Annotated in this window: 25 protein-coding genes; 15 read left to right on the top strand and 10 right to left on the bottom strand. The window is 62.2% G+C overall.

What is annotated here, in order from left to right; translation table 11 throughout:
• Positions 1-208 precede the first annotated feature (208 nt).
• Complete coding sequence (locus HMPREF2736_RS07400) at positions 209-1,519, bottom strand: LCP family protein (RefSeq protein WP_070829296.1); 1,311 nt, start codon at positions 1,517-1,519, stop codon at positions 209-211.
• A 31-nt stretch (positions 1,520-1,550) separates the two neighbouring features.
• Positions 1,551-2,258: a CPBP family intramembrane glutamic endopeptidase gene (locus tag HMPREF2736_RS07395; RefSeq protein ID WP_070829295.1), complete on the bottom strand. Its 708-nt coding sequence runs from the start codon at positions 2,256-2,258 to the stop codon at positions 1,551-1,553.
• Between the two features lie 17 nt (positions 2,259-2,275).
• Here HMPREF2736_RS07395 and HMPREF2736_RS07390 point away from each other — a divergent pair, with 17 nt between their 5' ends.
• Both HMPREF2736_RS07390 and pheA read left to right on the top strand, forming a co-directional pair.
• A complete protein-coding gene (locus tag HMPREF2736_RS07390; RefSeq protein ID WP_070771309.1) occupies positions 2,276-3,202 on the top strand; it encodes a DUF2891 family protein in 927 nt (308 codons plus the stop codon).
• A complete protein-coding gene (gene pheA, locus HMPREF2736_RS07385) occupies positions 3,199-4,023 on the top strand; it encodes a prephenate dehydratase (protein ID WP_070829294.1) in 825 nt (274 codons plus the stop codon). The genes HMPREF2736_RS07390 and pheA overlap by 4 nt, the downstream gene beginning before the upstream one ends.
• Here pheA and HMPREF2736_RS07380 read toward each other — a convergent pair.
• Genes HMPREF2736_RS07380 through HMPREF2736_RS07370 form a run of 3 tightly spaced genes read right to left on the bottom strand, consistent with a single transcriptional unit; the run spans position 4,020 to position 6,205 of the window.
• Positions 4,020-4,367, bottom strand: a complete 348-nt coding sequence (locus HMPREF2736_RS07380) for a metallopeptidase family protein (protein ID WP_070829313.1) — start codon at positions 4,365-4,367, stop codon at positions 4,020-4,022. The genes pheA and HMPREF2736_RS07380 overlap by 4 nt on opposite strands.
• 2 nt (positions 4,368-4,369) lie before the next feature.
• On the bottom strand, positions 4,370-5,467 hold the full coding sequence (locus tag HMPREF2736_RS07375; protein ID WP_070829293.1) for a septum formation family protein: 1,098 nt from the start codon (positions 5,465-5,467) through the stop codon (positions 4,370-4,372).
• A 9-nt stretch (positions 5,468-5,476) separates the two neighbouring features.
• Positions 5,477-6,205, bottom strand: a complete 729-nt coding sequence (locus HMPREF2736_RS07370; protein ID WP_070829292.1) for a GntR family transcriptional regulator — start codon at positions 6,203-6,205, stop codon at positions 5,477-5,479.
• A gap of 80 nt (positions 6,206-6,285) precedes the next feature.
• On the opposite strand from HMPREF2736_RS07370, the gene serS reads away from it, so the two are divergent.
• Genes serS through HMPREF2736_RS07355 form a run of 3 tightly spaced genes read left to right on the top strand, consistent with a single transcriptional unit; the run spans position 6,286 to position 9,205 of the window.
• Positions 6,286-7,539, top strand: a complete 1,254-nt coding sequence (gene serS / locus HMPREF2736_RS07365) for a serine--tRNA ligase (protein WP_070829291.1) — start codon at positions 6,286-6,288, stop codon at positions 7,537-7,539.
• A complete protein-coding gene (locus tag HMPREF2736_RS07360) occupies positions 7,539-8,369 on the top strand; it encodes a lysophospholipid acyltransferase family protein (protein WP_070422638.1) in 831 nt (276 codons plus the stop codon). The genes serS and HMPREF2736_RS07360 overlap by 1 nt, the downstream gene beginning before the upstream one ends.
• Positions 8,366-9,205, top strand: a complete 840-nt coding sequence (locus HMPREF2736_RS07355; protein ID WP_070829290.1) for a Cof-type HAD-IIB family hydrolase — start codon at positions 8,366-8,368, stop codon at positions 9,203-9,205. Before HMPREF2736_RS07360 ends, HMPREF2736_RS07355 begins: the two co-directional genes overlap by 4 nt.
• Here HMPREF2736_RS07355 and HMPREF2736_RS07350 read toward each other — a convergent pair.
• Together HMPREF2736_RS07350 and HMPREF2736_RS07345 are read right to left on the bottom strand one after the other, a co-directional pair.
• The gene (locus HMPREF2736_RS07350) at positions 9,202-9,663 is read right to left on the bottom strand and encodes a hypothetical protein (protein WP_070829289.1); all 462 of its coding nucleotides are present in this window, start codon (positions 9,661-9,663) and stop codon (positions 9,202-9,204) included. The two genes, HMPREF2736_RS07355 and HMPREF2736_RS07350, sit on opposite strands and share 4 nt — an antisense overlap.
• A gap of 74 nt (positions 9,664-9,737) precedes the next feature.
• Positions 9,738-10,619 (bottom strand): hypothetical protein, encoded by an 882-nt coding sequence (locus HMPREF2736_RS07345; protein ID WP_141761609.1) that lies wholly within the window; start codon positions 10,617-10,619, stop codon positions 9,738-9,740.
• Positions 10,620-10,975: 356 nt separating this feature from the next.
• Here HMPREF2736_RS07345 and glpK point away from each other — a divergent pair, with 356 nt between their 5' ends.
• Positions 10,976-12,436, top strand: a complete 1,461-nt coding sequence (gene glpK / locus HMPREF2736_RS07340) for a glycerol kinase GlpK (RefSeq protein WP_070829287.1) — start codon at positions 10,976-10,978, stop codon at positions 12,434-12,436.
• 18 nt (positions 12,437-12,454) lie between these two features.
• Here the strand turns inward: glpK and HMPREF2736_RS07335 are convergent, their stop codons facing one another.
• Positions 12,455-14,338 carry an N-acetylmuramoyl-L-alanine amidase gene (locus HMPREF2736_RS07335; protein ID WP_083323015.1) on the bottom strand — a complete coding sequence of 628 codons (1,884 nt, stop codon included), beginning with the start codon at positions 14,336-14,338 and terminating at the stop codon, positions 12,455-12,457.
• Positions 14,339-14,488: 150 nt separating this feature from the next.
• Here HMPREF2736_RS07335 and glf point away from each other — a divergent pair, with 150 nt between their 5' ends.
• The 7 genes from glf (at position 14,489) to HMPREF2736_RS07300 (ending at position 21,769) form a co-directional block, all read left to right on the top strand.
• On the top strand, positions 14,489-15,679 hold the full coding sequence (gene glf / locus HMPREF2736_RS07330) for a UDP-galactopyranose mutase (protein WP_070829286.1): 1,191 nt from the start codon (positions 14,489-14,491) through the stop codon (positions 15,677-15,679).
• A gap of 9 nt (positions 15,680-15,688) precedes the next feature.
• The gene (locus HMPREF2736_RS07325) at positions 15,689-15,925 is read left to right on the top strand and encodes a hypothetical protein (RefSeq protein WP_070423337.1); all 237 of its coding nucleotides are present in this window, start codon (positions 15,689-15,691) and stop codon (positions 15,923-15,925) included.
• 128 nt (positions 15,926-16,053) lie between these two features.
• Positions 16,054-17,766: an RNA-binding domain-containing protein gene (locus HMPREF2736_RS07320; protein ID WP_070829285.1), complete on the top strand. Its 1,713-nt coding sequence runs from the start codon at positions 16,054-16,056 to the stop codon at positions 17,764-17,766.
• Positions 17,767-18,069: 303 nt separating this feature from the next.
• Complete coding sequence (locus HMPREF2736_RS07315) at positions 18,070-18,972, top strand: siderophore-interacting protein (protein WP_070829284.1); 903 nt, start codon at positions 18,070-18,072, stop codon at positions 18,970-18,972.
• 12 nt (positions 18,973-18,984) lie between these two features.
• Positions 18,985-20,007 (top strand): FecCD family ABC transporter permease, encoded by a 1,023-nt coding sequence (locus tag HMPREF2736_RS07310; protein WP_070829283.1) that lies wholly within the window; start codon positions 18,985-18,987, stop codon positions 20,005-20,007.
• The gene (locus HMPREF2736_RS07305) at positions 20,007-21,002 is read left to right on the top strand and encodes a FecCD family ABC transporter permease (protein ID WP_070453303.1); all 996 of its coding nucleotides are present in this window, start codon (positions 20,007-20,009) and stop codon (positions 21,000-21,002) included. The genes HMPREF2736_RS07310 and HMPREF2736_RS07305 overlap by 1 nt, the downstream gene beginning before the upstream one ends.
• The gene (locus tag HMPREF2736_RS07300) at positions 20,999-21,769 is read left to right on the top strand and encodes an ABC transporter ATP-binding protein (RefSeq protein ID WP_070829282.1); all 771 of its coding nucleotides are present in this window, start codon (positions 20,999-21,001) and stop codon (positions 21,767-21,769) included. Before HMPREF2736_RS07305 ends, HMPREF2736_RS07300 begins: the two co-directional genes overlap by 4 nt.
• 21 nt (positions 21,770-21,790) lie before the next feature.
• Here the strand turns inward: HMPREF2736_RS07300 and HMPREF2736_RS07295 are convergent, their stop codons facing one another.
• Complete coding sequence (locus HMPREF2736_RS07295) at positions 21,791-22,744, bottom strand: iron-siderophore ABC transporter substrate-binding protein (RefSeq protein ID WP_245167960.1); 954 nt, start codon at positions 22,742-22,744, stop codon at positions 21,791-21,793.
• Between the two features lie 261 nt (positions 22,745-23,005).
• Here HMPREF2736_RS07295 and HMPREF2736_RS07290 point away from each other — a divergent pair, with 261 nt between their 5' ends.
• Positions 23,006-24,598 carry a cation:proton antiporter gene (locus HMPREF2736_RS07290; RefSeq protein WP_070453294.1) on the top strand — a complete coding sequence of 531 codons (1,593 nt, stop codon included), beginning with the start codon at positions 23,006-23,008 and terminating at the stop codon, positions 24,596-24,598.
• Between the two features lie 3 nt (positions 24,599-24,601).
• Here the strand turns inward: HMPREF2736_RS07290 and HMPREF2736_RS07285 are convergent, their stop codons facing one another.
• The gene (locus HMPREF2736_RS07285; RefSeq protein WP_070423330.1) at positions 24,602-25,165 is read right to left on the bottom strand and encodes a TetR/AcrR family transcriptional regulator; all 564 of its coding nucleotides are present in this window, start codon (positions 25,163-25,165) and stop codon (positions 24,602-24,604) included.
• Between the two features lie 74 nt (positions 25,166-25,239).
• Here HMPREF2736_RS07285 and HMPREF2736_RS07280 point away from each other — a divergent pair, with 74 nt between their 5' ends.
• Positions 25,240-26,541: an ATP-binding protein gene (locus HMPREF2736_RS07280; RefSeq protein ID WP_246822103.1), complete on the top strand. Its 1,302-nt coding sequence runs from the start codon at positions 25,240-25,242 to the stop codon at positions 26,539-26,541.
• Positions 26,542-26,549 lie beyond the last annotated feature (8 nt).

Raw genomic sequence — 26,549 nt, 5'->3', positions numbered from 1 at the left:
TTCGACGAAATGCACCGTGTAGGAGGCGCCGTTTAGCTTTGCGACGCCGCCCCCACCGACCCCACCATCACAGATGGTGAGAACGCAACGGAGAGCTTGCGAGTTTTTACGCGTCTTCACCGTTGTGTTCTCACCATGTGTGGGAGGGGCGGGGGCGGGGGAAAGGAGGCGCAGCCGGCCCACCCGCCAACCGGCCGCCAACCAGCCGCTACCGCAGCCGGGCGAACAGGGCTTCGGCTGCCTCGTCGTTCCAGAGCACCACGTTGCCCACTTCGGTGTCGTCGAAGCCGCCGATGGGCACGGTCTCGGTGTCAAGGCCGCCGCGCATAGCGAAGGCGATGCGGGCGAGGTTCCAAACGTGGTCGCCGGAACCGACGGTGAGCAGGGTTGGCGCGACCCATAGCAGGCGTCCAACACGGAACGGGTTGAGGAACACCGCAGGTGAGAACACTCGTGAGATCAATGCGCTGAGGAATTCGCGTTGGCGGACGACGCGGTCGAGGTCGCCTTGGGCGGTAGCGCGGGTGCGTACGTAGCCGAGTGCGGTGGGGCCGTCCATCTTTTGGCAGCCGGGCTCGACGAACAGGTTGGCGAGGGGGTCGTCGATAGGTTCGGCAACGCAGATTTCCACGCCTCCGACGGCGTCGACAACGCCGGCGATGCCGCCCATGCCGATTTCGGCGTAGCGGTCGATGTGTAGCCCGGTGTTTTGCTCGACGGTCTGCACGAGGAGTTCGGGGCCGCCGAGGGCGAACGCGGCGTTGATTTTGTCGTAGCCGTATCCGGGTACTGGCAGGTAGGAGTCGCGCGGGATAGACATCAGGGTTGCTTTGCCGCGCAGCGGCAGGTGGAGCAGCATGATGGTGTCGGTGCGTGTGGAGCCGATGTCGCCTCCGGTGCCGAGCCGTTCGACGTCGCGTTCGCTCAGGCCCGTGCGTGAGTCGGAGCCGACGAGGAGCCAGTTGGTGCCGGCTGTATTGCCGATTTGTTCGTCGGGGAGTGCGGCGACGCGGTTGAGGCGGGCGTCGGTAAGGAGGACGGACGCGAGCGCGATCACGATGATGAGGGCGATGATGCTGCCGCATCCAGGGCGTTTTGCTTGACGACGACGCCCCGCCGACCTTTCCCTCCTCTTGGACACCTGCAGCGGCATCGGCCGTTCATCACGGGGTGCCTGACGCTGCACCGGGCGCTGCACCGGCCGCTGCGCCGGACGCTGTGCGGGCCGTTGAGCTGGCCGGTACTGCACCGGCCTCGAAGTTTCGCGCGGCGGGTACTGAGGTGCGCGGCGTGGCTCGTAGGCGGGACGCGGCTCGTACACAGTGTGGCCCGGTTCGACGCGGCGCTCCGCGCGGTATTCGGATTCGGAAGGCCGTGCAGACTGAGTAGGCCGCGCAGACTGCGAGGGCCGGCGGCGGACGGGCCGGCCGTAGCGGTCGACGAGGGGTTTTCCGTCTTTGCCCAGGACGAACTCGCCCGCGTTGTCGCGGGGGTCGTTGGAGTGGGGCGTCGTTGACATAAAAACAGTGTAACCAGTGTGACGCGTGTGGTTAGATTCCGAGCCACGACAGGTCGAGGAGTGGGTAGGCGATAAACGCCACGGCGTCGATGAGGAAATGGGCGATGATCAGCGGCCAGATGCGCCCCGTTTTGTGGAAGTACCAGGCGAACACCACGCCCATGACGATGTTGCCCAGGCCCGCCGAGATGCCCTGATACAGGTGGTAGGACCCGCGCAGTACGGCTGAGGCGGCGATGAACTGCCAGGGCTTCCACCCGAGTTGGCGCAGGCGGGTGACCAGGTACATCACCACGACGATTTCTTCGCCGAAGCCGTTGGCCAACGACCACAGCAGGGAGGTCGGGATCTGCACGGCCTCGGTGGTCGGTACGACAACTTTGGACAGGCCGAGGTGCACGGCGGTGACGTAGAACGCGAGCCCGGGCAGGCCGATCAGGGCGGCGAATCCGACACCGCGGGCGAGGTCGGGGAGGTGGGGTAGGCGGGGTGGGTGCGCTCGGTCGTCGAGAAGAAACCATGCGAGTCCACCCCACGCGAACAGGGTCAGCGCCGAGCACGCCTGGAGGGCGAGGTCGAGCCACGGGATGGTGGAGGTGGCGTCGTAAATCGTGGTGGTTTGTTGGTTGAGCGGGGCTTTGAGCAGCGAGTCGATCAGGCGCAGGGCTGCGCGCAGGCCCGCGGTGCCGAATGTGACGGCGAGGACCAGCAGGATCTCTATCTTCAGGCGCCGTTGCATGCGGTAACTTTAGCGCCATGCACGAAATGTGGGCGCGCACTGTCGTCGAGGTCGTCGGCCGGGAGTATCCGGCGGCGATGCACCACGCGAGCCTCGGGCCGGCCGACACGGATGTCACCCCGCGCCGCCTGCACCCGGCGTTTTGGGGGTCTTTCGACTGGCATTCGTGCGTGCACATGCTGGCCAGCGGGGTGAAGTTGCACAAGCTAGTCGACGACCCCTCGCTCACCGACCTGCTCAACCAGCGCCTGACCGCCGACAACATCGCCGCCGAGGCCGCCTACCTGCGCGAGCACCCGCTGTACGAGCGGCCGTATGGCTGGGCGTGGGCGCTGCAGTTGTGCAAGGTCACGCGTGGCACCCCGTGGGAGGCCGCGATGGCGCCGCTGGCCCGCCAACTGGAGGAGAACATCACCGCCTGGCTTGGCACTCAGCAGTTGCCGGTGCGCCACGGCGTGCATAGCAACTCGGCGCTCGCTTTGCTGCTGATCATCGACGCCGCCGACGCACTCGGCCTCCACAAGCTCCGCTTGCTTTGCGACGACACCGCCCGCGCCTGGTTCCACAACGACCACGCCTACCCACACACCTGGGAACTGTCCGGCCACGACTTCGTCCCCAACGGGCTGGCGCAGGCAGCCCTGATGCAGCGCGTACTCGGCGAGGATTTCCCCGCCTGGCTAGACTGCTTCTTCACTCCGGGTGCGCTGGAGTTCTACGCCACCCCGCTCCAGGTCAACGACCCCGAGGACGGCCAGCAGGCCCATCTGCTCGGGCTAATGCTGACGCGGGCGTGGTTGCTGCGGGCCATCGGTAAGCCAGAGGGCACGCAGATGCTTATCGACACCACCGTGCCCCACCTCACCGGCACCAACTTCATGGCCACACACTGGCTGATCACCTACGCGCTACTCGCTGAAGAAACAGCACAGGAGAAGAAATGACACGAATTGCGTATCTCGGACCCGAGGGCACCTTCACCGAGGAGGCGGCGCGCCGCTTCGACTCCACAGGCCAAGCCGATTTCGTCCCGGTTGACTCGCCTGCGGCGGCGCTCAAAGCGGTCGCGGAAGGCAAGACCGATTGGGCGGTGTGCGCGATTGAGAACTCCGTCGACGGTACGGTGACCACCACCGCCGACGCGCTCGTCGACACCCCCGGCGTGCAGATCTACGCCGAGACGGAACTGTCCATCGCGTTCGCCATCATGACACGCGCGGGCGAAACACTGGGCAGCGCCCGCCGCTTGGCCACCCATCCGGTGGCGTACAGCCAGGTCAAACGCTGGGTTGGTGAGCACGCGCCGGGCGTGGAGTTCGTCCCGGCGTCCTCGAACGCGGCCGCGGCGAAGATGGTCGCGGACGGCGAGGCGGACGTGGCGGCCGCGCCCGAGCGCGCTGCGGACCTGTTGGGCCTGGACGTCCACGCTCGTGGGGTGGCGGATATGGAGACGGCGCGGACTCGGTTTGTGCTCGTCGGTAAGCAAGGCAAGGTACCTGCCGCAACAGGCAACGACCGCACCGCCATCGTCTTTCGCACCCCCAACAAACCAGGCACCCTGGTCGGCGCGCTACAAGAGTTCGCGGTGCGCGGGGTGGACATGTCGCGCATCGAGTCACGCCCGACCCGCAAAGAGCCCAACACGTACAACTTCTTCGTCGATCTGGTGGGCCACATTGACGACGACCCCATCGCCCAGGCGATTGCCGCCGTGGGGGAGCAGGCGACGCAGATACGCATGCTCGGTAGCTGGCCGAAGGCCTAGCCCCAGCCGAGGGCGTGCAGCTCGTGTTCCTCTAGCCCGAAGTAGTGGCCGACCTCGTGCAGGACAGTCACCTTCACCTCGTGGCGCAACTGCTCCTCGTCGGCGCAGATGGCCTCGAGCGCGTTTTTGTAAATAAACACCGCATCGGGAAGGAACCCGGAATGGTTGGAGTGCTGCTCGGTCAGCGGCACGCCCTCGAACAGGCCAAGCAATGTGGGGTCGTCGGGGTTGAAGTCGCGCGCCAAAATCACCATGTTCTGCATGTGTTCGGCGAAGTTGTCGGGGATGGTGTCCAACGCGTCGTTGATCATCTCCTCGAACAGCTCGTCGCTGACCGGGGCCATCATCAGAACTGCACCGGAGCCGCAGGAGCCGGGGCGGGGGCCTCGGGCGCAGGGGCCTCGGGCGCAGGGGCCGGCGCTGGTGCCTCAGGTGCCGGGGCCTGCGACTGGTTTGCCTGCTGCTCAGAGCGCAACGGGCGGCGTTCGGGGCGTGCGGGTGGCGGGGCGTCGTCGATAAGCAAATGCTCGCGGCCCTGCGTCGCGGAACCGGTGAGGTTGGCAAACTGGCCCTCCGGGCGCGAGAACATCAACGCACAATTGGCGCTGCGGGAACCGCCCTCCCAGGCGGCCGGGGTCTGCGAGGTCCAGAAGGGGCGCAGCGCGATCTGGTACAGCGCCTCCTCGCTGCCCAGGTAATCCTGCGCGGCCTGAGTGCACACGTCGCCGAGGTACTTGTCCTGCTCCTCGACCGACGGGGTGTGATCCGCGAAGTGCTTGGCCAGGTTGACGCGGCTGGTGATCTCCAACTGGTGCGGCTTGTCGCATGGCACCACCGACAGGGAGTTGGCGGCGTCGATGGCCACGCACTCGCCGGCCTCGAACACGCGGGCCTGGTCCGCATCCGCAACTCGGCCGGAGGTCAGCACCGGCTCGCCGTTGCTGTCGGTTTCCTGCAGGCCACACAGCATGGTGCGGTCCCCGTTTTGCCACGCGTCGGCCGGCGGCAGGATCGGAGCGATGGAGTAACGCCCGTTCGGGTCGTATTTACCGTCCAGGTAGCGCAGGGTCGCCGCGCCGCAGAGCTCCTCGCGCAGTTGGGCCTGGCGGGTCTGGTTTGGCAGCGGCGCCTCGGGCCCGAACTCGGAGGTGGGGTAGGTGGCCAGGTCCTCGCGCGCGGCAACCTCGAAGCGGTGCTCGCCGGCGCAATCCGCCTGCTCAAAGTTGGTATGGGTGCCATCTTCGGCAACCTGCCACGTCAAACACGAGCCGGCGTCGGCGGTGGTGAACGACGCCGCCTCCGCAACAGAACTCGAGGTAGACGAGCCGCCCGCCTGGTCTGCGGAGCCGGAACTATCGGCGGTCAGTCCGTAGGTGCCAGCGCCCACCGTGCCCGCCAGAGTGGCGATGAGAAAGGCGCGCAGCGCGGTCTGTTTCGAAGCCATGGCGCACCATTATTCCACTTCGCGGGCGACCCGTGTAGTCAGCCGGTAGCGGTCCGTGCGGTACACCGAGGAGCAATACTCCACGTTGCTGCCGCCACTGCGGGCGTAGCGCAGGATGTGGAGCAGGGCGGTGTCCGGGGTGACGTCGAGAAGCGGTGCGTTGTCGGGGCCGGCCGTGACTGCGGTGACGGTCTGCTCCGCTTCCGTGATGCCCAGCCCGTATTCGTTCTCCAGCAGGGTGTACACGGAGTGGTAGACATCGTTTTCCAGCAGGTCAGGCACAAGGATGGAGTTGTACCAGGCGTCGTCGACGGCGTACGGTTCGCCGTCGCCAAGCCTTAAGCGCCGCAGGCGGATGTGCTCAGTCGTGGGCGGGGTGCCGAAGAACGTCGCTACCGCGTCCGGCGGGGTGGTGCGCTCAGAGAGCAAGATTCTCGACGACGCCTCCACCCGCTGCGCCCGCATCTCGTCCGAAAAACTCGCCAGGTGCAGGCGGCTCACCAGCGGGGCAGGCGCCACAAACGTGCCTTTGCCCCGCACCCTGCGCAAACGTCCAGAGGACACAAGATCCCCGATCGCGCGGCGCACCGTGATGCGGGATACGCCGTAGGCCTCTTCCAATGCCCGCTCGCCAGGCAGGGGGTCGCCGGGGGAGAGCTCGGTGGAGATCAGCTCGTCGATAATCGCGCGCAGCTGCTCATGCTTGGGCACGGGGCCGTCAGTGATGCGGGTGGGCATAAGGCCACCATAGCGCACTGGTTATGACCGGATAGCGGATCGGCGTACGCGCGTCGGCGGACAAGGTAAGGTATGCAACTGTGATTGATCTGAAGCGTGTGCGCGAAAACCCCGAGGCAGTCCGTGAGTCCCAGCGAGCTCGCGGAGAGGACCCAGCGCTTGTCGACGAGCTCCTGGCCGCCGACGAAGCCCGACGCTCTGCGATCCAAGCAGCGGATGAGCTGCGCGCCGAGCAGAAAGCGTTCGGTAAAAAGATTGGCCAGGCCGCCCCGGAGGACCGCCCGGCGCTGCTGGAAGGCTCTAACGAGTTGAAGGCCCGCGTGAAGGAAGCCGAGGCTGCGGAGGCTGAGGCGCAGGGGAAGCTGGAGAAGCTGCAGTACTCCATCGCCAACGTCATCGAAGGCGCACCGGCTGGCGGCGAAGAGGACTTCGTGGTGCTCGAGCACGTCGGCGAGGTCCCCGAGTTCGACTTTGAGGTCAAGGACCACCTGGACCTTGCTGAGCCGCTTGGGCTGATCGACATGAAGCGCGGCACCAAGGTTGGCGGCGCGCGCTTCTACTACCTCACCGGCGACGGCGCCTGGATGCAGCTGGGCATGCTCATGCTCGCAGCTCAGAAGGCACGCGAGGCTGGCTTCAAGCTCATGATTCCGCCGGTGCTGGTACGCCCCGACATCATGCAGGGCACGGGCTTCCTCGACGCGCACGACGAGGAGATTTACTACCTGGAGCGCGACGATATGTACCTCGTCGGCACCTCCGAGGTCGCGCTTGCCGGCCTGCACCAGGACGAGATCATCGACCTCAACGACGGCCCGCTGCTCTACGCCGGCTGGTCCTCCTGCTTCCGCCGCGAGGCCGGCTCCTACGGCAAGGACACCAAGGGCATTCTGCGCGTCCACCAGTTCGACAAACTCGAAATGTTTGCCTACTGCAAGCCGGAAGACGCAGAGGAGATGCACCAGAAGCTCCTTGGCCTGGAGCGCGACATGCTCGCCGCCGTTGAGGTGCCGTACCGCATCATCGACGTCGCCGCCGGCGACCTGGGCTCCTCTGCAGCCCGCAAGTTTGATACGGAGGCGTGGGTGCCGTCGCAAAACACCTACCGCGAACTGACGTCTACCTCGAACTGCACCACCTTCCAGGCTCGCCGCCTGCAGACGCGCTACCGCGACGCCGACGGCAAGACCCAGATCGCCGCAACCCTCAACGGCACCCTGGCCACCACCCGCTGGCTCGTCGCCATCCTGGAGAACAACCAGCAGGCCGACGGCTCCGTGCGCGTGCCTGAGGCGCTGCGTCCGTGGGTTGGCAAGGAAGTGCTCACGCCCTAATGAAACTGCGCGCCTACCGCGGATTCAACGTCCCGCAACGCTTTACTGAAAGCCCAGCCCACCGTGAGGAGGCGGTGGAGCGCTTCTACCAGGGGCTCGTGGGTACGCTACGGCGCGTGATGCGGGCGTTGAACATCGACGTCACCGTCATCGGCGCCGAACACGTCCCCACCGAGGGCGGCGCGCTTATCGCCGGTAACCACACCGGTTATGCCGACTTCATCCTCATGGGCACCGGCCCCTACCTGCGCGGCGAGCGCCTCGTGCGCTTCATGGCCAAACAGGAAGTCTTCGACGTACCCGTCCTCGGGCGTCTGCTGCGCAAGATGCATCACGTGCCGGTCAACCGCGCCCACGGCAGCACTGCCATCGCGCCCGCCGTGGAGCGACTTCGCAGCGGCAACTTGGTGGGTATCTTCCCGGAAGCGACCATCTCCCGCTCGTTCGAACTTGCCAGTTTCAAGACCGGCGCCGCACGCATCGCACACCAAGCCGGGGTGCCGCTCATCCCGTGCGTGATCTGGGGCTCGCAACGCATTTGGACCAAGGACCTGCCGAAACACTTCCGCAACGTACCGGTCATCGTCCGCTACGGCGCACCCGTCGAACTCACCGGTGACGCCGAGGCCGACACCGCGGAACTCAAGCGCCAGATGCAATTGCTTCTCGACGAATCCCGCACCGAATACACCGCACTCGCCGGCCCCGGCACAGGTGAGCCCTGGCTGCCCGCCGCCCTCGGCGGCACCGCACCCACTATTGAGGAGGCCGACCGGATCCACGCCGAGGAACGCGCCGAGAAAGCCGCGAAGAAGGGCCGGAAACCATGACCACCTCGCTGCCGGACACCGCACCCCGCCTGATCATCTCTGACATCGACGGCACCTTCATCACCTCCGCCGGCCGCGTCACCCCGCGCCTGCGCAACGTGGTAACCCGTGCGATTTCCAGCGGCGCTCATTTCGGCCTGGCCACCGGCCGTCCCCACCGTTGGCTCATCCCGGTGCTCGAGCAGCTCCCGGTCGCACCCGTATGCGTGTGCGCCAACGGTGCCGTGGTTTACGACCCCACCGAGGACCGCGTCCTCCACACCCACGAACTCACCCCCGACACCATGGGCGAAATCCTCCACGACGTCGAACGCGCACTTGCTGGCGTTTACCACGGCTACGGCGTCGAACGCGTCGGCTCCTCAGCCCTCGACCCGGAGGACGAATGCTTCCTGATCACGCCGGAGTACAACCCGGATGCGTGGGATAGTCGGTTTGGTGTCGTCGATAAGCAAACGCTCATCGAAGTGCCCGCCGCGAAACTGCTGGTCCGCTGCCCCGACATGACCTCCGCCGAGATGTACGACATCATCGCACCGCTTATCGACGACACCGTCGCCCACGTCACCTACTCCATGGACGAAGGCCTCATCGAAATCTCCCGACCCGGCGCCAACAAAGCCACCGGCGCCCAATACCTCGCCGACCGCTACGGGCTTACCGCCGCCGAGACAATCGCGTTCGGCGACATGCCCAACGACCTGGAGATGCTCCAGTGGGCGGGCACCGGCGTGGCCATGGCTAACGCCAAACCCGAACTCAAAGACGCCGCCGACCACGTCACCGCCACCAACGACGAACACGGCGTCGCCGCCGTCCTCGAGCGCTGGTACTAGGTCTCTTCGAGGATTTCCTGCATTCTCTGGCGGAAATAGTCGCGATCGTCCTCTTGCATGCGAGCAAATTCCATGAGTACGCCCGGCCAGGTGGGAAATGTATCGACAAAGTTCTCCGAGATACCTAACAACGGTGAAAATGCGAGCTCGCCCCACCTAACACCTACACCTACTCGCTCAGAGTAAGCAGTGCTGCTGAGAGGACCAACAGTCCACTGGCTCCCTGATGCGGCATTCATCCATGTTCCGGTTATGGCCAGGATGCGGGAGACGGTGTCTTCATGGCTGTGTTTAGCGTTGAGAATTTCGAGCACGATTTCAAAGGGAAACTCGTCTACGCCATTGGTAACTTGCTCCCGTTGGGAAGGCGTCAATTCTGCGAGCGCTTCGGGGACTGCTACTGAAAGGAAGTCCTCCAGCCGGTTTCCGAATTGCCGTAGATATCCGTCAAACCACATAGTGTCCTCCTAGGTTATGAGTGTGACGTAGAGCATACATAGGCGGTGGCGTGCGCGGTTTGAGCACGAGCAGATTATGCCGCGCGTTGTTCTAACTCCTCCAACCAGTCGCGATAGTTCACGTCCACCCGATTCGGCAACTCTCTCACGCCGGGGCTGCTGTCGATCACAGTCTGCAGCGACGCGATGAACTCGGTGGACGTTGCACGATCCCACCTCACCCGCCTGACAACTGCGCCCTGGTTTTGAAGCTGGGTTTCGCGCTCGCGTTCGTCGCGAAGCATGCTCGCTGCATCTCCCATTACCCCGCTCGTCTTCTCGAGACCGTCGGCCTCCACAACGAGAAACCCATTGATCAGTATGTCCGCCCAGGCCATCATCGGGCGGCCGTCACGTTCCCGGATCTGCAGGCCAACCTGGAACTCGAGCGTGACCACCCCGGTAAGCGTTCCGTCTGCGATCGCACGCAGGATTGCGTCGCGCACAATCGTCTCCAACGCACTCGCTGACGTATCCGTCGCGTATTCGATGAGTTTCCGGAACCCCGCGATCCCGCGTGCTTTCGGCAGCGCTCCCGTTTTATCCAGTAGGTATTCCGTGGTCAGGTGGCGGTGCTTCCACCTCGCCGACTCGATCTGCACCAGCGCTTCAGTGCGCCCGTGGTACCTGAACGAGTCGAACATCGCCCTGATCGCCGTCGCCGTGCGAACCCCCTTGTGTACGAGGTACTCCTGGTCGGTGAGGATTCCACTTCTGTAGATGCGATGGGCATCGCCGCGCTTCCACGGCCTCGTTTCTCCTGGTAGTGCGAGGTCGACTGTGGTGACCCAGTTGTATGTCGAGAGTCCTAGCCACCTGGCCGCGGCTGGACCTGTGATCACTGCAGATCTGGACCTTGCTGCGACGTCTTGGATGAGTTCGAGTTCTGCTTCGCGTTTCTTCTGTAAATCCCCCATGTAGGCAATATTGCACCCGACTGTCGTGCTGTAAAGGGGGTCTTTGCACAATATATTGTGCATTTTGAGGGAACTGGGGGGCGCGCTGATCGTCTATTTCGGCTCATCGTCTAGCTCCGCCTCGAATCCAGCTAGACGGCCTCGGGGAGGACCGGGTATTTCCCCAGGTGATGATGAACACGGTTTTCAGTAATTAGCTGATCGTCTGGTTCGACAAAAATGCAGCTAGACGATCAGCGGAAACTAGACGATAAGCAGTGGAAACGAGCCAGAAAGCGCCAGGAAAGCACCGGAAACGAGCCAGAAAGCGCCACAACAACCCAACCGGCACCACCGCCCACCGTAGAATCACGCGCATGGCTTTGATTGCGGCGATTGACCAGGGTACGACGTCGACACGCGTGTGCATCACGCGCACGGACGGGAAGGTCATCACCCAGGCGCAGTTTGAGCACGAGCAGATCATGCCGCGCAAGGGGTGGGTGGAGCACGACCCGATGGAGATCTGGCGTAACACACGCCGGGCGCTCAGCGAAGCACTTGCTGACAAGGACATCGCTGAGCAGGACATTTACGCTCTCGGGCTGACCAACCAGCGCGAGACTGCCGTGATTTGGGACAAAGCAACCGGCAAGCCGATCTACAACGCGATCGTGTGGCAGGACACCCGCACGAACCACGACGGGGACGCCACGAAGTACCTGAGTAAGACCGGGCTTTTGCACAATTCGTATCCTGCGGCGCCGAAGTGGGCGTGGATTCTGGACAATGTCGAAGGCGCTCGCGAGCGCGCCGAAAAGGGCGAACTCCTGGCGGGCACGATGGATACGTGGCTGATCTGGAACCTCACGGGCGGGGCGAAGGACAAGGACAAGGCGTTGCATCTGACGGATGTGACCAATGCGTCGCGCACGTTGCTCATGGATTTGGAGACCCTCGATTGGGACGAGCAGCTTTGCGACGACCTCCGCATCCCTCCCCGAATCCTTCCCGAGATCCGGCCGTCTGTGGGCAACTTTGGCAAGATCCGTCCGCGGGGTCCGCTGGCGGGCGTGCCGATCACGGGCGTGCTCGGCGACCAGCAGGCCGCACTGTTCGGCCAAGGCGGCCTGCATGAGAACGACGCGAAGATGACGTACGGCACCGGCCTGTTCATGCTGCTCAACACGGGTGTCGAGCCGAAGTTTAGCGACCGTGGCCTGCTGACCACCGTCGCCTACCAGGTGCAGGGCCAGCCGCCGGTGTACGCGCAGGAGGGCTCGGTGGCCGTGGGCGGGTCGTTGATTCAGTGGCTGCGCGACCAGCTCGGCATCCTGAGCACCGCCGCTGAATCGGAAACCCTCGCGGAGCAGGTCGAGGACAGTGGAGGAGTGGTGATTGTGCCTGCGTTTTCCGGCCTGTTCGCGCCGCGGTGGCGTCCGGATGCGCGGGGTGTGATTGTGGGGTTGACGCGGTTCGTCGATAAGCGGCACATTGCTCGGGCTGCGCTGGAGGCGACGTGCCTGCAGGCGCGCGAGGTGGTGTGTGCGATGGGCGGCGACCCGACGACGCTAAAGGTCGACGGCGGTATGACGGAGAACAACCTGTTGATGCAGATGCAGGCCGACATCCTGGGCGTGACGGTGGAGCGGCCCGCGAATACGGAGACGACGGTGATGGGGGCGGCGTCGGCGGCTGCGATGGGTATTTCGCTTATCGACGAACCCTTATCCCTCGGCACCTCCACCACCTGGGAAAGCGAAATGGCCGGCCCCGAACGGGACCGGCTGGTTACCGCGTGGGAAGACGCGGTGGAGCGCAGTTTGGATCTTGTCTAGGCCCGAGCCTGCGAGGGCCTAGCGGGTGGAGATGTCCACCGCGTTGGTGACCGGGTTGTAGGTGATGGAGCCGCCTTCGAAGTCGATGCGGACGACGTCGCTGGTCGGGTAGTACTCGCGGGTGATCGGCATGCCGAGTGGGCCTGCGTCGAGGCCTTGCTGCAGCCAGGTCTCCGCAATCTTGCCGACGAGCGAGATGATCTCGCCCTGGTCATTACGCGCGGCGATGCCGTTGGAGTAGAAGGTGATCGCCGGGCCGGTCGGTCCACCAACGCCTGCGATGAGTTTGCCCAGGGTGGGCTCAAGAGCGGTCCAGACGGCGGCGGCCTCGGTGGCGCCGAAGGCGTTCAGTGCTGGGCCGACAGCTGGGCCGACCTTGCGTGCCAGTTCTGCGACTTGGGTGAGGTTGAGCCCCTGGAAGACTTCGACGCCTTGGCGCTCGCTGACACCGGGGAGCATGTCGCGTGCCGCCAGGAACAGCAGGATTGCGCCGATGACGGTGCCGGCCGCGGTGGCGATGGCGATCGGGTCGCCGGAGGTCAGGCCGGTGAGAACGCCTGTGGCGTTGTTGCCGGTGTTGCCCTGATTGCCGGTGTCGCCTGGCAATGCCGGGGACTGCGCCGTGGTGGTGACAGCGGTCGACTCGGTGCCGCGGTTGCCCAGGCCTGCGCGGTTGCCGGCCTTGAGCGTGCGGTACTTCGCTGCGGCGGTGGCGCGGATCATGGGCAGTTTGGAGTACAGGTTGTCGCCTGGGCAGGTGCTGTAGTGGAAGTCACGGTGAGCGTTGATGTTGCTAAACGATGCACCCTGGCCAGCCGAGTACTTGGAGCCCTTGAAGCTGAATTCTGCCTGGTGGTAGCTGTAGCCCATTGGGTTGAAGTCGGCGACGGCTGCCTTCCAGCCGATGATTTCGCCCATGGCGCGCAGTGCTGCGGTGGTGGGCTGGGCGCTTTGGTAATCGCCAAGCATGGAGACACCCCAGGTGTTTTGGTTGAATCCGCCGACGTGTGCGCCTTGTGGGCTGCGGTCCATGCCGCCTGCGCGGCCTTCGTAGATGTTGCCGTACTTATCCACGAGCGCGTGGTAGCCAATGTCACCCCAGCCCAGGGTGCGGGCGTGGTAGTTCCAGATGCCGCGGACGATGCCGGGTGCCTGGGCCTCGGTGTAGTTGTTGGAGCCGGCGGTGTGGTGCACGGTCGCTGCGGTGGTTGGTTCGGAGTAGTACGGGGCCTGGCTGGACCCTGCACCCCACTGTGCGCGGGTGATCACCTTGGGCATGCCCCAGGTGTAGGAGTCCGCGACCGGGTTGATGCCGCCTTGGGTTTGGCCTTCGCCGCCGTCGAGGAAGACGGCCTGGAGGTCCTTGGCGGTGGTGGGTGCGCCGGAGTCGGTGCGGCCGCCGTCGAGAAGATCAACGCCGCCGGTGGAGACCTGGACGCGCTTGGTTTTGCCCACGAAGATCGGTTCGGTGCCGAACTTGTCGCTGCCCTTCGGCGGGTCGATCGGGTCCATTTCGAACCATTCTGACCAGGTGCCGTCGGCCTGCTGGGAGCGGACGAATGCGGCAATGTCGCGGTCGCCGGTCCAGGTCAGGCCGACGATGGAGAAGTCGCGGTCGTTGGTGAACTCCTTGACCACGCGGCGTACTTCGCCTTCTTCGCCGCCTTGGGTGCGGATGGCGGCGTCGTCGACAGTGATGTTCGCGCCGGACGCGAAGGACTCGGACGCGGTGTACACCTCGGGTGCGCCGGCGCCGAGGGATTGGACGTGGAGGATGCGGTTGCCGCTGAACACTTGCGTAGCGACGAGAGCCACCACGAGGAGAACGGACACCACGGCAGGCAGGATGGCGGCCCGGCGTGGTCGGACCGCACCGCCCTGAAGACTACGGCGTTGTTGCACGGTAAAACTCCTGACACTTCTTGTGAAAATAGTGGCAATTGTGACTGGAACGCAGTGTAGTGCAATTTAAAGTCTCAAGAAAGACTTGAGGCTTTTGTGGCGTGTCGCGGCGTGGTGTCGTCGATAAGCAACTGTGCGAAAATAGACCGCATGGCATACGACCTCATTGTTGTTGGATCAGGGTTCTTCGGCCTCACCGTGGCCGAGCAAGCGGCGAGCGAGCTGGGCAAACGCGTGCTGGTGGTGGAAAAGCGCAACCACATCGGCGGCAACGCCTACTCGGAGCAGGAGCCGGAAACCGGCATCGAGGTGCACAAATACGGCGCGCACCTCTTCCACACGTCGAACGAGCGCGTGTGGGAATACGTCAACCGCTTCACCTCGTTCACCGACTACCAGCACCGCGTGTTTGCGATGCACGACGGCACCGCCTACCAATTCCCCATGGGCCTCGGCCTGATCAATCAGTTCTTCGGCAAGTACTACTCGCCGGACGAGGCGCGTGAGTTAATCGAGCAGCAGCGCGAAGGCCTCGACCCAGCCGAGGCGACCAACCTGGAAGAGCGCGGCATCGCGCTGATCGGCAAGCCGCTCTACGAGGCGTTTGTCAAGCACTACACCGCCAAGCAATGGCAGACCGACCCGACCGACCTGCCGCCGGAAATCATCTCCCGACTGCCGGTGCGCTACACCTTTAACAACCGTTACTTCAACGACAAGTACGAAGGCCTCCCCGTCGACGGCTACGCCGCCTGGCTGGAGAAGATGGCGGAGCATGAGCTTATCGACGTCCGCACCGACACCGACTGGTTCACCGTCCGCGACGACATCCGCGCCGAAAACCCCGACGCACCAGTGGTATACACCGGGCCGCTGGACCAGTACTTCGACTACGCCGAAGGCCACCTCGGCTGGCGCACCCTCGACTTCGAGCAGGAAGTGCTGGACACCGGCGATTTCCAGGGCACTCCGGTGATGAACTACAACGACGCCGACGTCCCTTACACCCGCATCCACGAGTTCCGCCACTTCCACCCGGAGCGGTCTGAGTACCCCTCTGATCGAACGGTCATTGTCAAGGAGTACTCCCGCTTCGCCGAAGGCGACGACGAGGTCTACTACCCAATCAACACCCCGGAGGACCGCGCGAAGCTCGAGGCGTATCGACGACTCGCCGCGGAAGAATCCGAACAACACAACGTGCTGTTCGGTGGCCGTCTGGGCACCTACCAATACCTGGACATGCACATGGCGATTGCTTCCGCGCTGACCCTGTTTGACAACCAGCTGCGCCCGTTCTTCGAGTCCGGCGAGCCGTTGAGCCAGCCGCGCGGGCACTAGGAGGTACTTGTGAGCGCTGAGATTTTCGTTCACCCCGACTGCCCCGACTGCACGGACGTGATCGCGCAGTTTAAGGCAGACCCGCAGGCCTTCGGCGACGCCGAACTTCTCGACGTCACCAACCTGCGCAACCTCAAACGCTTCCTCACCCTGCGCGACTCGCTTGACGGGTTCGCTGACGTGCGCGCCGCCGGCAAGATCGGTGTGCCGTCCAAGGTGATCGACGGCACGACGGTCGAGTTATAAACAACCCAAAACAACTCCAAACAACTATGCTGACCTGCTCGGATGGGCTGATTTCGGGCGAGTTTTGCGGTAAGTTGTTTCGGAGTTGTTTCAAACAACTTTGAAACAACTTTTGTTATTCTGAGCCCATGCTCGATTCGGGTTTTGAGGGTGTGGAGGAAGCGCTGTCGGCAATTGAGGCCGGAGATAGCGCTGGGAGCTGGGAATCCCAGGTACTGGATTTCAAGGAAGATCCTGCTGTCCACCCGATGAACAAGAACCCCGATGCGGGGCTTGTGGAGTTTCTTGTCGACGAGGTCATTTGTTTCTCCAACGCCGACGGCGGTGTCGCCTACATCGTCCTTGGCGTCAATGACAAGAAGGCAGGCCCTGCTGCGTTCACTGGCACCGATCGCTCATGCGACTGGTTGGTGGAAAAGATTTACAGCAAGACGCAGCCTCATATTCAGGTCGAAGCTTCTGAAATCGAGCGCTGCGGCAAGCGTTTGATTGCATTGCGCATCCCACGGGGGATGGCGCTGTATCAGCGTTCCAAAGGCCAAGCCAGTAAACGTGTCGGGAAAAACTGCGTCCCTCTGGGCGAGGATGAGCGTCGCAGTATTCACCTGTCCCGTTCGAACCCTGACCTGAGCGCTACTGCGTCTCGACGAAGCCCTGAAGATCTCGATCCTAAGGCAATCGAGCAGGCTAAAGCACTCCTTGCCAACCGGAAGCATGCCTTGGGTGATGACTCTCCTGTACCCCAGACGAGTCTTGAACTCTGCAGTGAGTTGGGATTGTTTACGCCCCATGGCGCGCTGACCTTTGCGGCAGAAATTCTCTTCATGCAGCCGCTGCGCAACCGGACGGTCGTGCGACACTTGCTTCGCGACGTGCCCAGTGGCGATCCGAAAGTCACCGAGATCTCCGCACCGTTGATTACTGCATCAGAACAGCTTCGTGCGTTGATTAAGGCTCACACGTCGCAGGAAATTGCGCGAGTGCAACTCCCGAACGGGCAAGAGTTTCCCATTCCGGCGTTTCCTGCGGCTGCTGTAGACGAAATTGTTTCCAACGCATTCGCGCACCGCGACTGGGGAGCGACCACTGCAATCGTTGTTGATCAGTCTCCGACCAGTCTGACCGTTTGGTCTCCTGGTGGTCTCCCTGTCGGCGTGCCTGAGGAAAGGATTCTGACCACCCAATCGATCCCGCGTAACCCGATTCTGATGGGTGCATTGCGGCGGTTGGGCCTCGCTGAAGAGTCTTCGCGAGGCTTCGATCGCATGTGGGTCTCCATGCTCGCCAGTGGTAGACAAGCGCCTAGTCTGAATGCCGATGGACCGTTTGTGGAGGTCACGTTGCCCGCCGGAAACGTCGATTCGGCGTTTATTAAGTCGCTGTACCTGCTGCGTGCTGAGTTCGGAGAGGCGATATTCAATAGCGTAAATGGGCTCTTAGTGGCGCGTCATCTGGCGAACAACCAGATTTTGATGACGTCCACGGCGGCCCGACTCATGCAAGTCCCGGAAGCGCAGGCCCAAGAATACTTGGGGTGGTACGCAAGTCAGGGCTTCCTAGAACCTTTGCGGGATGCCCCCGAGTGGATATTGTCTGCTCGAGCACGGACGGCTTTTGGGGGGAACGAATCTACTGCGATTGCATCCGTGACTACCGAGGACTGGATCGTTGCTCAGTTGCGCGAGGGGAAGTCCCTGAACGCTCGTGAGGTTGCGAATGAACTCGGCGTCGAGCGTGAATCAGTGAGCCGAATCCTTCGCCACCTTCGGGACCTAGGGAAAGCGAAAATCGCCGACGGGAGCCCAACGCGAGGCCCGAGTGTCCGTTGGGTTTCGGTATAAACAACTCAAAACAACTCGAAACAACTATTGTGACCTGCGTCGATGGTTTAATTTCGGGTGAGTTTTGCGAAGAGTTGTTTCGGAGTTGTTTCAAACAACTCCGCAACCGGGTGGCTAGGCGCTCGGGACCGGGGCGACGAAGGCGGACACGAGGTACCGGTTGATGTCAGGGCGGTTGATGATGCCCGCGCCCGTGCCGTCACCGGTCTTAAAGGCGACTAGCCGTTTGGCCGGCTACACGGGCGCCGGGACTGCTCACCTCAATGCTTTCCTTAGGATAGGCAAGCCTATATAGTTTGCGGGGTGAGTTTTAGACCTTTCCTTGCAACCGTCGTCCGCAGTGAACGCATTGCGCCGAGTTTCCAGCGGGTGACGTTCACCGGGGTCGACGACATGGGACCCGCCGTTCCTATCAGGGATTTGCGTATCAAGCTACTGATCCCGCCTGTCAGTGGTCTGTTCGAGCTTCCGGAAGAGGGGTGGTGGGAGACGTGGCGTGCGATGCCGGAGCATATGCGCGGACACCTGCGTACCTATTCCATTCGGGAGTTCCGGCGAAGTGCTGAAGGTCCTGACGAATTGGATGTGGATTTTGTTTTGCACAGCGATAGTCCCGGTCCCGCCTCGGCGTGGGCTCAGGACGCACACCCTGGGCAGCAGCTGCTGATTATTGGACCAACCCGCGACGATGATTCCGGTGTTGGTATTGAGTTTGACCCCGGATCTGCTGCGATTGTGCGTCTTTACGGCGATGAAACCGCGTTGCCTGCAATGGCTCGTATCTTGGGGGATTGGCCCGAGGGACTCGCCGGTTCGGTTGATATTGAGGTGCCCGCCGGCAATCATCTGCCCATCGACTCCCCTTCACAGGTTGATATCCGTTGGCACTTTCGTGAAGAGGGTGACTTCGACTACGGAGGCTTGCTTCTCGCGCAGCTGAAACAGGAAGTTGGATCCCGTTGTGTCTCCGCTTCGTTGGAAACTGGAAAGCCTGGTTTTGTGGATGAAGCCCAGCTCGATGAAGTCTGGGAGACACCCACGTATTCCAGCAGTGGTGAGTCCATAGCTTCCACGCCGGATACCGTGGGACATACCTATTACTGGATCGCTGGGAAGAATACGGCTGTGACGGCCATGCGGCGGCTTCTGGTGGGGGAGGCGGGAGTGCCTCGTCATCACGTGTCGTTCATGGGGTACTGGCGGTAACGGAGTTACAGCGTGACTAAACGTGTTGGGCTTGTCGCCTTCCTTGTGGTTTCCACTGTGTGTGCAGCGCTGGTGTCGCTGTTGATCGGGGCGCGCGAAATGGGTTTCGAGGCAACGGTGAGCGCGGTTCGTAATGGACTCATGCTGGCGTTCTCGGGCGCAGCTGAACAACTTGAGACGTCCAGTGATGAGGCGAAGATCATCGCGCAACTCCGTGTTCCGCGCACCCTACTTGGTCTGTTGGTGGGGGCAGCGCTGGGCACTGCGGGCGCACTGCTGCAGGGACACACCCGAAACCCGTTAGCAGACACAAACCTGCTGGGCGTCGGGCCTGGCGCGGCGCTTGCTGTGGCAGCAGCCATTTCCTTTCATGGGTCAATGACGGTATTGGGCACTGTCGGGGTGGGATTTCTCGGGGCGATACTTGCGGTAGCGCTTGTGTTCGTGCTCAGCATGAGAAGCCTGGGATCTACGCCGATCACGGTGGTGCTTGGTGGTTCCGCGTTGGGTGCGGTTTGTTCTGCGCTGACGAGCGGCATCGTACTGACGCATACGCGAAGCCTTAATGAGATGCGGTTTTGGACAGCGGGTGCTATCGCCGGACGCGATATGCAGGTGGTCACGGTCCTTGCTCCCGTGATTGTTCTTGGGCTCGTGGGCGCCTTTGCTTCAGCGAATCAGCTAAACCTCCTGAACTTGGGGGATGACGTTGCAAATGCACTTGGCGTCCGAGTTTCTATCGCGCGGACCTTGGGTATCGTCCTGGTTGCATTGCTTACTGGCGCAGCAGTGGCTGGAGCCGGACCGATCGGGTTCGTTGGCCTGGTTGTTCCGCACCTCGTGCGTAGCCTCACCGGCCCGGACTACCGCTGGGTGCTGCCGTGTTCCGCGCTGGCTGGGGCGACGTTGCTCTTGCTTGCTGACGTTATTGGTCGCGTCATCGCGCGCCCTGGAGAATTACAGGTGGGCATCACACTCGCCTTCGTTGGGGCCCCATTTGCACTGCATATCTTGCGGAAGGGGACGAAACTCTGATGCGGGTTTTCGCGATAAACACTGCTCTTGCGGTGCTGGCCCTAGCCGCTGCCCTCGGGGGCGTGATGGTTGGAGATTTCGAGCTATCGGTTCGAGACGTAGTTTCCGCTCTCATGGGCCAAACGGCAGAGCTGACCCGGACTGTAGTTCTCGAGTGGCGCCTGCCACGAGTGGTCACGGCGCTGGGTGTAGGTGCTGCGCTGGGCTTTGCCGGGGCAATTTTCCAGACCATTACAAGGAACCCACTGGCGAGTCCGGACATCTTGGGGGTCACCTCGGGTGCCTCCGCTTTCGCGTTGACCGCGCTACTCGCTGGTGGAAGTGCCGGGATGATGCTGCGTGTATTGGGCGTGCCGCTCAGTGCATTCCTCGGGGGACTGACCGTATCTGCGGCAATCTGGTGGCTGAGTCGTGGTGCTGGACTAGGGTCTTTCCAGCTTGTCTTCGCCGGCATCATCATCAATGCGCTGGCGATGGCCTACAACTCGTTCCTGCTTGTTCGTGCTGACTATCGAGATGTAGGCAAGGCGCAGGCGTGGGTGACCGGTTCGGTGGGTTCTTCTAGTTGGCACGACGCCATCGCGGTACTCATTGCACTGGCGGTCGTCATTCCACTATTGCGGTGGGTAGCCTTCAAGCTTGAGGCACTCTCTTTGGGGGAGGACACTGCTGCTGGTCTCGGGGTAGAGCCCCGACGTACCCAGCTGATCCTCATGCTAATGGCTGTAATGCTGGCATCGATGGGCATTGCGGCATCTGGGCCGATAGCCTTCGTGGCGTTTGTCGCACCACAGATCGGACGCAAGATCACACATGCAGCAACGCCGCCATTAGGAACCGCGATGCTTACTGGCGCGGCGATCGTATCCGTCGCTGACTTGGCGGTGCGAACCCTGGTGCCGGGGAATCTGCCGGTGGGAATAGCCACAACTGCAATTGGTGGCGCAGTGCTGCTTTACACGCTGTTGCGTGCAACACGAAAGGTGTCCATATGATGCTTCAGGTCCGAAATCTTAAGGTAAGTTATGGCGCTTCCGTCATCCTCAAGGGCATTGATTTCGACGTGTCCAAAGGCGGAATCACCACAATCATCGGCCCAAACGGTTGTGGCAAGTCAACGCTGTTGCGTGCTGTGGCAGGGCTTCTTACACGTGACTGCGGCACGGTAACGCTGAACGGCGTGGACATGGCGAATCTGAAGCGCCGCGAGATTGCGCGTCAGCTTGCAGTGTTGCCACAGACTCCGGTGGCTCCCGAGGGGCTGACAGTGCATGATTTGGTTGGCCGTGGACGCCACCCACATCGATCTTGGTTGCGACAGAGCTCGGCTGAGGATTCACGTGTGGTCGATGAGGTGATGGAACTGACCAATATCACGGAGTTTGCAAACCGTCCGCTCGAGCGACTTTCTGGTGGTCAGCGTCAGCGCGCTTGGATTGCGATGGTCTTAGCTCAGGAGACTCCGCTCGTGTTCTTGGACGAGCCGACGACTTACCTAGACTTGTCTCACTCTGTCGAAGTCTTGTCGCTCGTACGTCGTCTCGCTGATCAGGAGGGGAGAACCGTGCTTATGGTGCTGCATGACTTGAACCTCGCTGCACGCTACTCAGATCAACTCATCGTGATGCAGCGTGGCGAGGTGGAAGCGGTCGGTGCGCCCGCCGAGGTGCTCACCGAGTCCTTACTGGACCGTGTTTTTCATCTGCCTGCTGTCGTGGCAACAGACCCGGTAAACGGGGGGCCACTGGTTGTACCCCGGTAAGCACCACTTCTGCCTGGTGTTCTAGAGCTGCTTTTTGAATTGATCGATTGCGTACGGGATCGTAAGGGGGTTCGGCATGCTCATTGCGTTGGCGGTATCTGTGTCTAACCAGTAGACCCCGCCACGCTTATTCACATCGAGGTCCATGAAGGTGGCGTCGTTCTTCAGAGCATCGATTGCGCCGTAATAGTCCAGCACGAAGAGGTAATCCACGTCGTTGAAGTCGGCGTAGTTCTCGGGGGACCAGTCAAGGAAGAAGCTGGAGCCATCGCCGTTGAACTTCTCCGGGATCTTGAACCCTAGTTTTTCGATGAAGGAGCCGCGGCCGTCGCCCGAGGTGTAGACGCCAAACTTTCCGTCGTAAGGCATGCCGATTACCGCTGTTTTGCCTTGCAACTCGGGGTGCGCTTCACGGAAATCCTGGAAGGCCTTCTCGGAGTCGGCGATGAGCTTTTCGCCTTCGGCCTCCTTATTCAACGCCTTGGAGATTTCCTTAATCTGTTCGTCCCATGGCACCTGCCAATCTTGGTACTCATCCGAGTGGAAGGTGGTTGGTGCAATCTGCTCGAGTAATGCCCTCTTATCGGCTTCGAGGCCGCTATTCACTGCAATGATCTTTGTCGGGTTGAGCGAGGCAACTTGTTCGGCAGTGTCAGTACTGAACTCGGTGGTCGTGTCCCGGAGCGGGTTTGGTTCGACTGTGAGCTTGTCCTTGGCCCACGGTCCAAGTCCGGAAGGGTCCCCCGTACCTTCCTGTTGCCAGGTGGCGTAACCAACCGGTTGTTCGCCCAGGGCAAGGACCGTATCGACGTCGCCGAGGCCCATTGTCACAATGCGCTCCTCTGACCCGTTGGCATCGGAAGTTTCGGGAGCGGTTGTTGAATCGCTTGATCCGCTGGAGCAGCTGGCAAGCATGAGCGCCGCAGTGAACGTGGCTGCGATCCCCTTCAGGGCGCGAGAGGTAAAGAGTGCCAAGGTTGCACCTTTCGTAGGTGGTCAAAAAGTTTCACGTTAGGTCTCCCTGACCTAACGTGATTACTCTAAGGCATGCCTTGCCTAAGTGACAATCCTTGTCTGGGCGCTCGGGACCGGGGCGACGAACGTCGAGACGAGGTACCGGTTGATGTCGGAGTCGCCGATGACGTCCAACACGTCGCCGGCGGAAGCCGATATCGGATTTCTGTGAATTCAGCAGATGGGCGAGGAACCAGCGTCAGCGTCGTAAGCTGAGCCAGCGTGGGAACGTTTATTGCGCTAATCGGATTGTTGCTGGCCACCGTCATTGTCGCTGCGGTTGGTGAGCGCACGGGCATTCCGTGGCCGGCGCTGCTGACCATCGTGGTGGCGCCGGTGATTTTCATTCCAGGCATTGACACGGTGTCCATTGACACACACCTGATCTTGCCGATCTTCCTGCCGCCACTGCTGTGGTCGCTGGCCAGGCGCACGAGTTGGGGTCAGATCGGCTCGCAGCTCAACGTGGTGCTGACCATGTCGGTCATCCTGGTGTTCCTTACTATCGCGGCGCTGACGGCGACGGCGATGTGGATCCTGCCGGGTGTGAGTCTGGCTACCGCGATGGTGTTGGCGGCGGCGATCGCCCCGCCGGACCCAGTCGCGGTCGACGCGGTGGCGGGACCGGCTGGCATTCCGAAGCGCATCACCGGAACGTTGCAGACGGAGGGGCTGTTTAACGACGCCGCCTCGATTGTCACCTTCAACATCGCCATGGCTGCGGTGATTGCAGAGGGTGAAGTGGACTTCACCAAGGGATTCGTTGAGTTCCTTTATGCCGCGGCGGTTGCTGTGGTGGTGGGGTTGATCGTCGGCAGGCTAGCTGCGCTGTTTGCAAACTCGGTGCCAGATTCCGTGATCCGTACCGCGTTTACGTGGGTGCTGCCGTTCGCCATCTATGCGGGTTGTGAGGCGATCCATGCTTCGGGCGTGATCGCGATCGTGATCGCCGCGGTGGAGTTGTCGTCGCGCTCCACGATGACAGCGGAGGACCGCCTGACCGGTCACTCGTTCTGGGAAACAGTGGAGCTGCTGTTCACGGGCGTGGCGTTCGGGTTGATCGGCATGAGCGTGCGTGATGCTATCGACACCGCCGGCACCTACATTTGGCCCGCCGTACAAGTCGGCGTGGTGCTCTCCGTCGTCGCATTTGTGGTGCGTCTGGCCTGGATGTGGGTGCTGTACAAGTTGAACGTGCGCAAGGGTCGCACGCACGTGTCGCCACTGCGCCTGCAGGAGGTGCTCCTGATGGCGTGGTCTGGCATGCGCGGTTTGGTCACGTTGGCGCTGGTGTTGGCTATCCCGCCGTCGGCAACCGAGTACCACCACGAACTGTCCGTCATTGCGTTGACGGTGCTGACCTGCACGATGGTGATCCCCGGCCTCATGCTGCCATGGCTGGTGCGGAAGATGGACCTGCAAAAAGGCCCAGAAGCAGACCGGGCAATTGAAGAATTGAACCAGCGGGCGTACGCGGCGGCGCACAAGGCGGTGCGCGAACACGGCGAGGAGCATGCGCCGGAGGCGTACACGATGGTGCAGGAGTGGTTGAACTCGATTACGGAGCAGCGCCTGCAGGATCCGGAAAGCACTGACGAGCGCATGGCAGCTTTCGAGCGCGCTCGCGAAAGCGCGATTGAAATGCAGAAGGTTGCGCTTAAGGCGGCGAGCTCCGAGTTGCACCGGGCGCGCAGGGAGCGCCAGTACAACCCGGCGGATGTGGACGCGGTGCAGGCTGACCTGGACCGTCTTATCGTGGCCAGCAAGCGCAACGTGCTCGCACGCCCAAGCCAGATGGTGAAGTGGGAGTCCTAGTTGCTAATCGACGACCACATCCGCCATCGCATATAACGTCTCCCGCGCCGCCTTGAACGCCTCCGGTGTGGCGGCGAACTCGGCTGCACGCGCAATGGCGGAGTTGAGCAGCGCGATATCCACGGCTGATACGCCAGGGCAAAAGTCCGCCACGATGGTGCGGAATCCGGCGTGGGAGCGTTGCACGTTGTCGTCGGCAAACGCCTCCGGGAAGTTCTTCGCCGCCGCCATGAGTGGGCCGTGGCCACCATGCGCGAAGAGGTCCAGGGTGGCGTCCACGTAGGCACGCATGCGCTGGTGGGGTTCCGGAGGGGCGTTTTTAATCTTGGCCTCGAGTTCGGCGTTCCACTCGTCGGTGGCCGCGATGAGGAGCTGGACCAGCAGGTCGTGTTGGGATTTTGCATACCGGTACACGCTGGGTCGCGCGAGACCGACCGCGGCAGCCACCTCCGCCAGGGTGGGCACCTTGCCGTGGTTTTCGACGATGAGGCGCTCGGCGGCGTCAAGCACCGCGCGGTGTTGTACGGCGCGGTGCTCGGCGACGGTGTCCTCAGTAATCTTCGGCATGCCCCTGAGTCTACGGAGTGGTTATTTCGTTTCGGTGAGACATGTTTCCGCCGACTATCTCGCAGAATTTCAAAGTGCGGAACGAAATCGTTTCAAAATGTCGAACAAAACCGTTTCAAAGTGTCGAATATGCTGGTGGGAGGTATAGTTTTGGCATGTCAAACTCATACATTCCAAGGCTTGCAGATGGCCAACTCGAAAGCGCTCTTCGTCGCCAAGGTGGAGTGCTCATTCAAGGGCCGAAGGGCTGCGGGAAAACGGAAACCGCGAGCCGGCAAGCGGGGAGTGTCTTGAATGTTGAAACTGATCCGAGCGTCCCGCTGGCGATGGCGACCGACCCGCGCGTACTGCTCGAAGGTGGCACCCCTCGCCTCGTCGACGAGTGGCAATTGCAACCGCGTCTTTGGGATTTTGCGCGGCACGAGATTGATTCTCGTAAGGCGAAGGGACAGTTCATCTTCACGGGTTCCACCGCTCCGGGAGTGGACGCAACCCGCCATTCCGGTGCTGGAAGATTTGCGCGCCTAACGATGTCGACGATGACCCTGTTCGAGTCGGGAGAGTCGGACGGTTCTGCATCCCTCAGTGAGATTGCTGCGGGCAATGCGCCTGATTTTGTAACCCCCGCCTTGACGCTGGCGGAACTTGCTGAGCGAATGTGTCGCGGAGGCCTTCCTTACAACGCGAACCTTTCCTTGGATGACGCGATGCAAAACGTCCGTGATTACGTGCAGACGGTCGCCGATGTGGATATCCACACTGTGGGTGAAGTCTCGCGAGACTCGGAGCGTGTGCGCAGAATGATGCAGTCCATCTCTCGCGCGGTTGCTACAGAAATTGATCTGCAAACAATTGCGACTGATATCGACATGCATCGTGAAACCGCACGTGATTATCTCGACGCGTTATCGCGGATCTTTATTTCGGTGGATCAGCCAGCGTGGTCTACGCACCTGCGGTCGAAAGCAACCTTGCGCAAGTCACCCAGGCGTCACCTCGCGGACCCGTCCTTTGCGATGGCTGCACTTGAACGCGGCCCTCAGCAACTGTTGCAGGATCCGCGTTACTTTGGGCAGCTTTTCGAGTCGCTCGTTTTCCACGAGCTTCGAGCGCTGACCAGCAAGACGGTGTACCACGCTCGGCTAAACACGAAGCTTGAGGTTGATGCGGTGGTGAACTACGAAGGCGTCGACATCCTGGTTGAGGTCAAACTTGGGTACACGCCGGAAATTCTCGATCACGCGGCAGACACCCTTAAGAGGTTTGACGAACAGCTTGAACAGGACACCGTGTTGCTCGTTGTCACCTCTGGTGGGCCTGCACACCGTCGAGCGGACGGTGTGGTGGTTGTGCCGATCGGGGCGCTAGGCCCGTAGCCGAACCA

Source organism: Corynebacterium sp. HMSC036E10, from assembly GCF_001836265.1.
Lineage (GTDB): Bacteria > Actinomycetota > Actinomycetes > Mycobacteriales > Mycobacteriaceae > Corynebacterium > Corynebacterium coyleae.
Note: the sequence above shows the minus strand (reverse complement) of the source record. Positions and strands in the feature narration are given on the sequence as shown.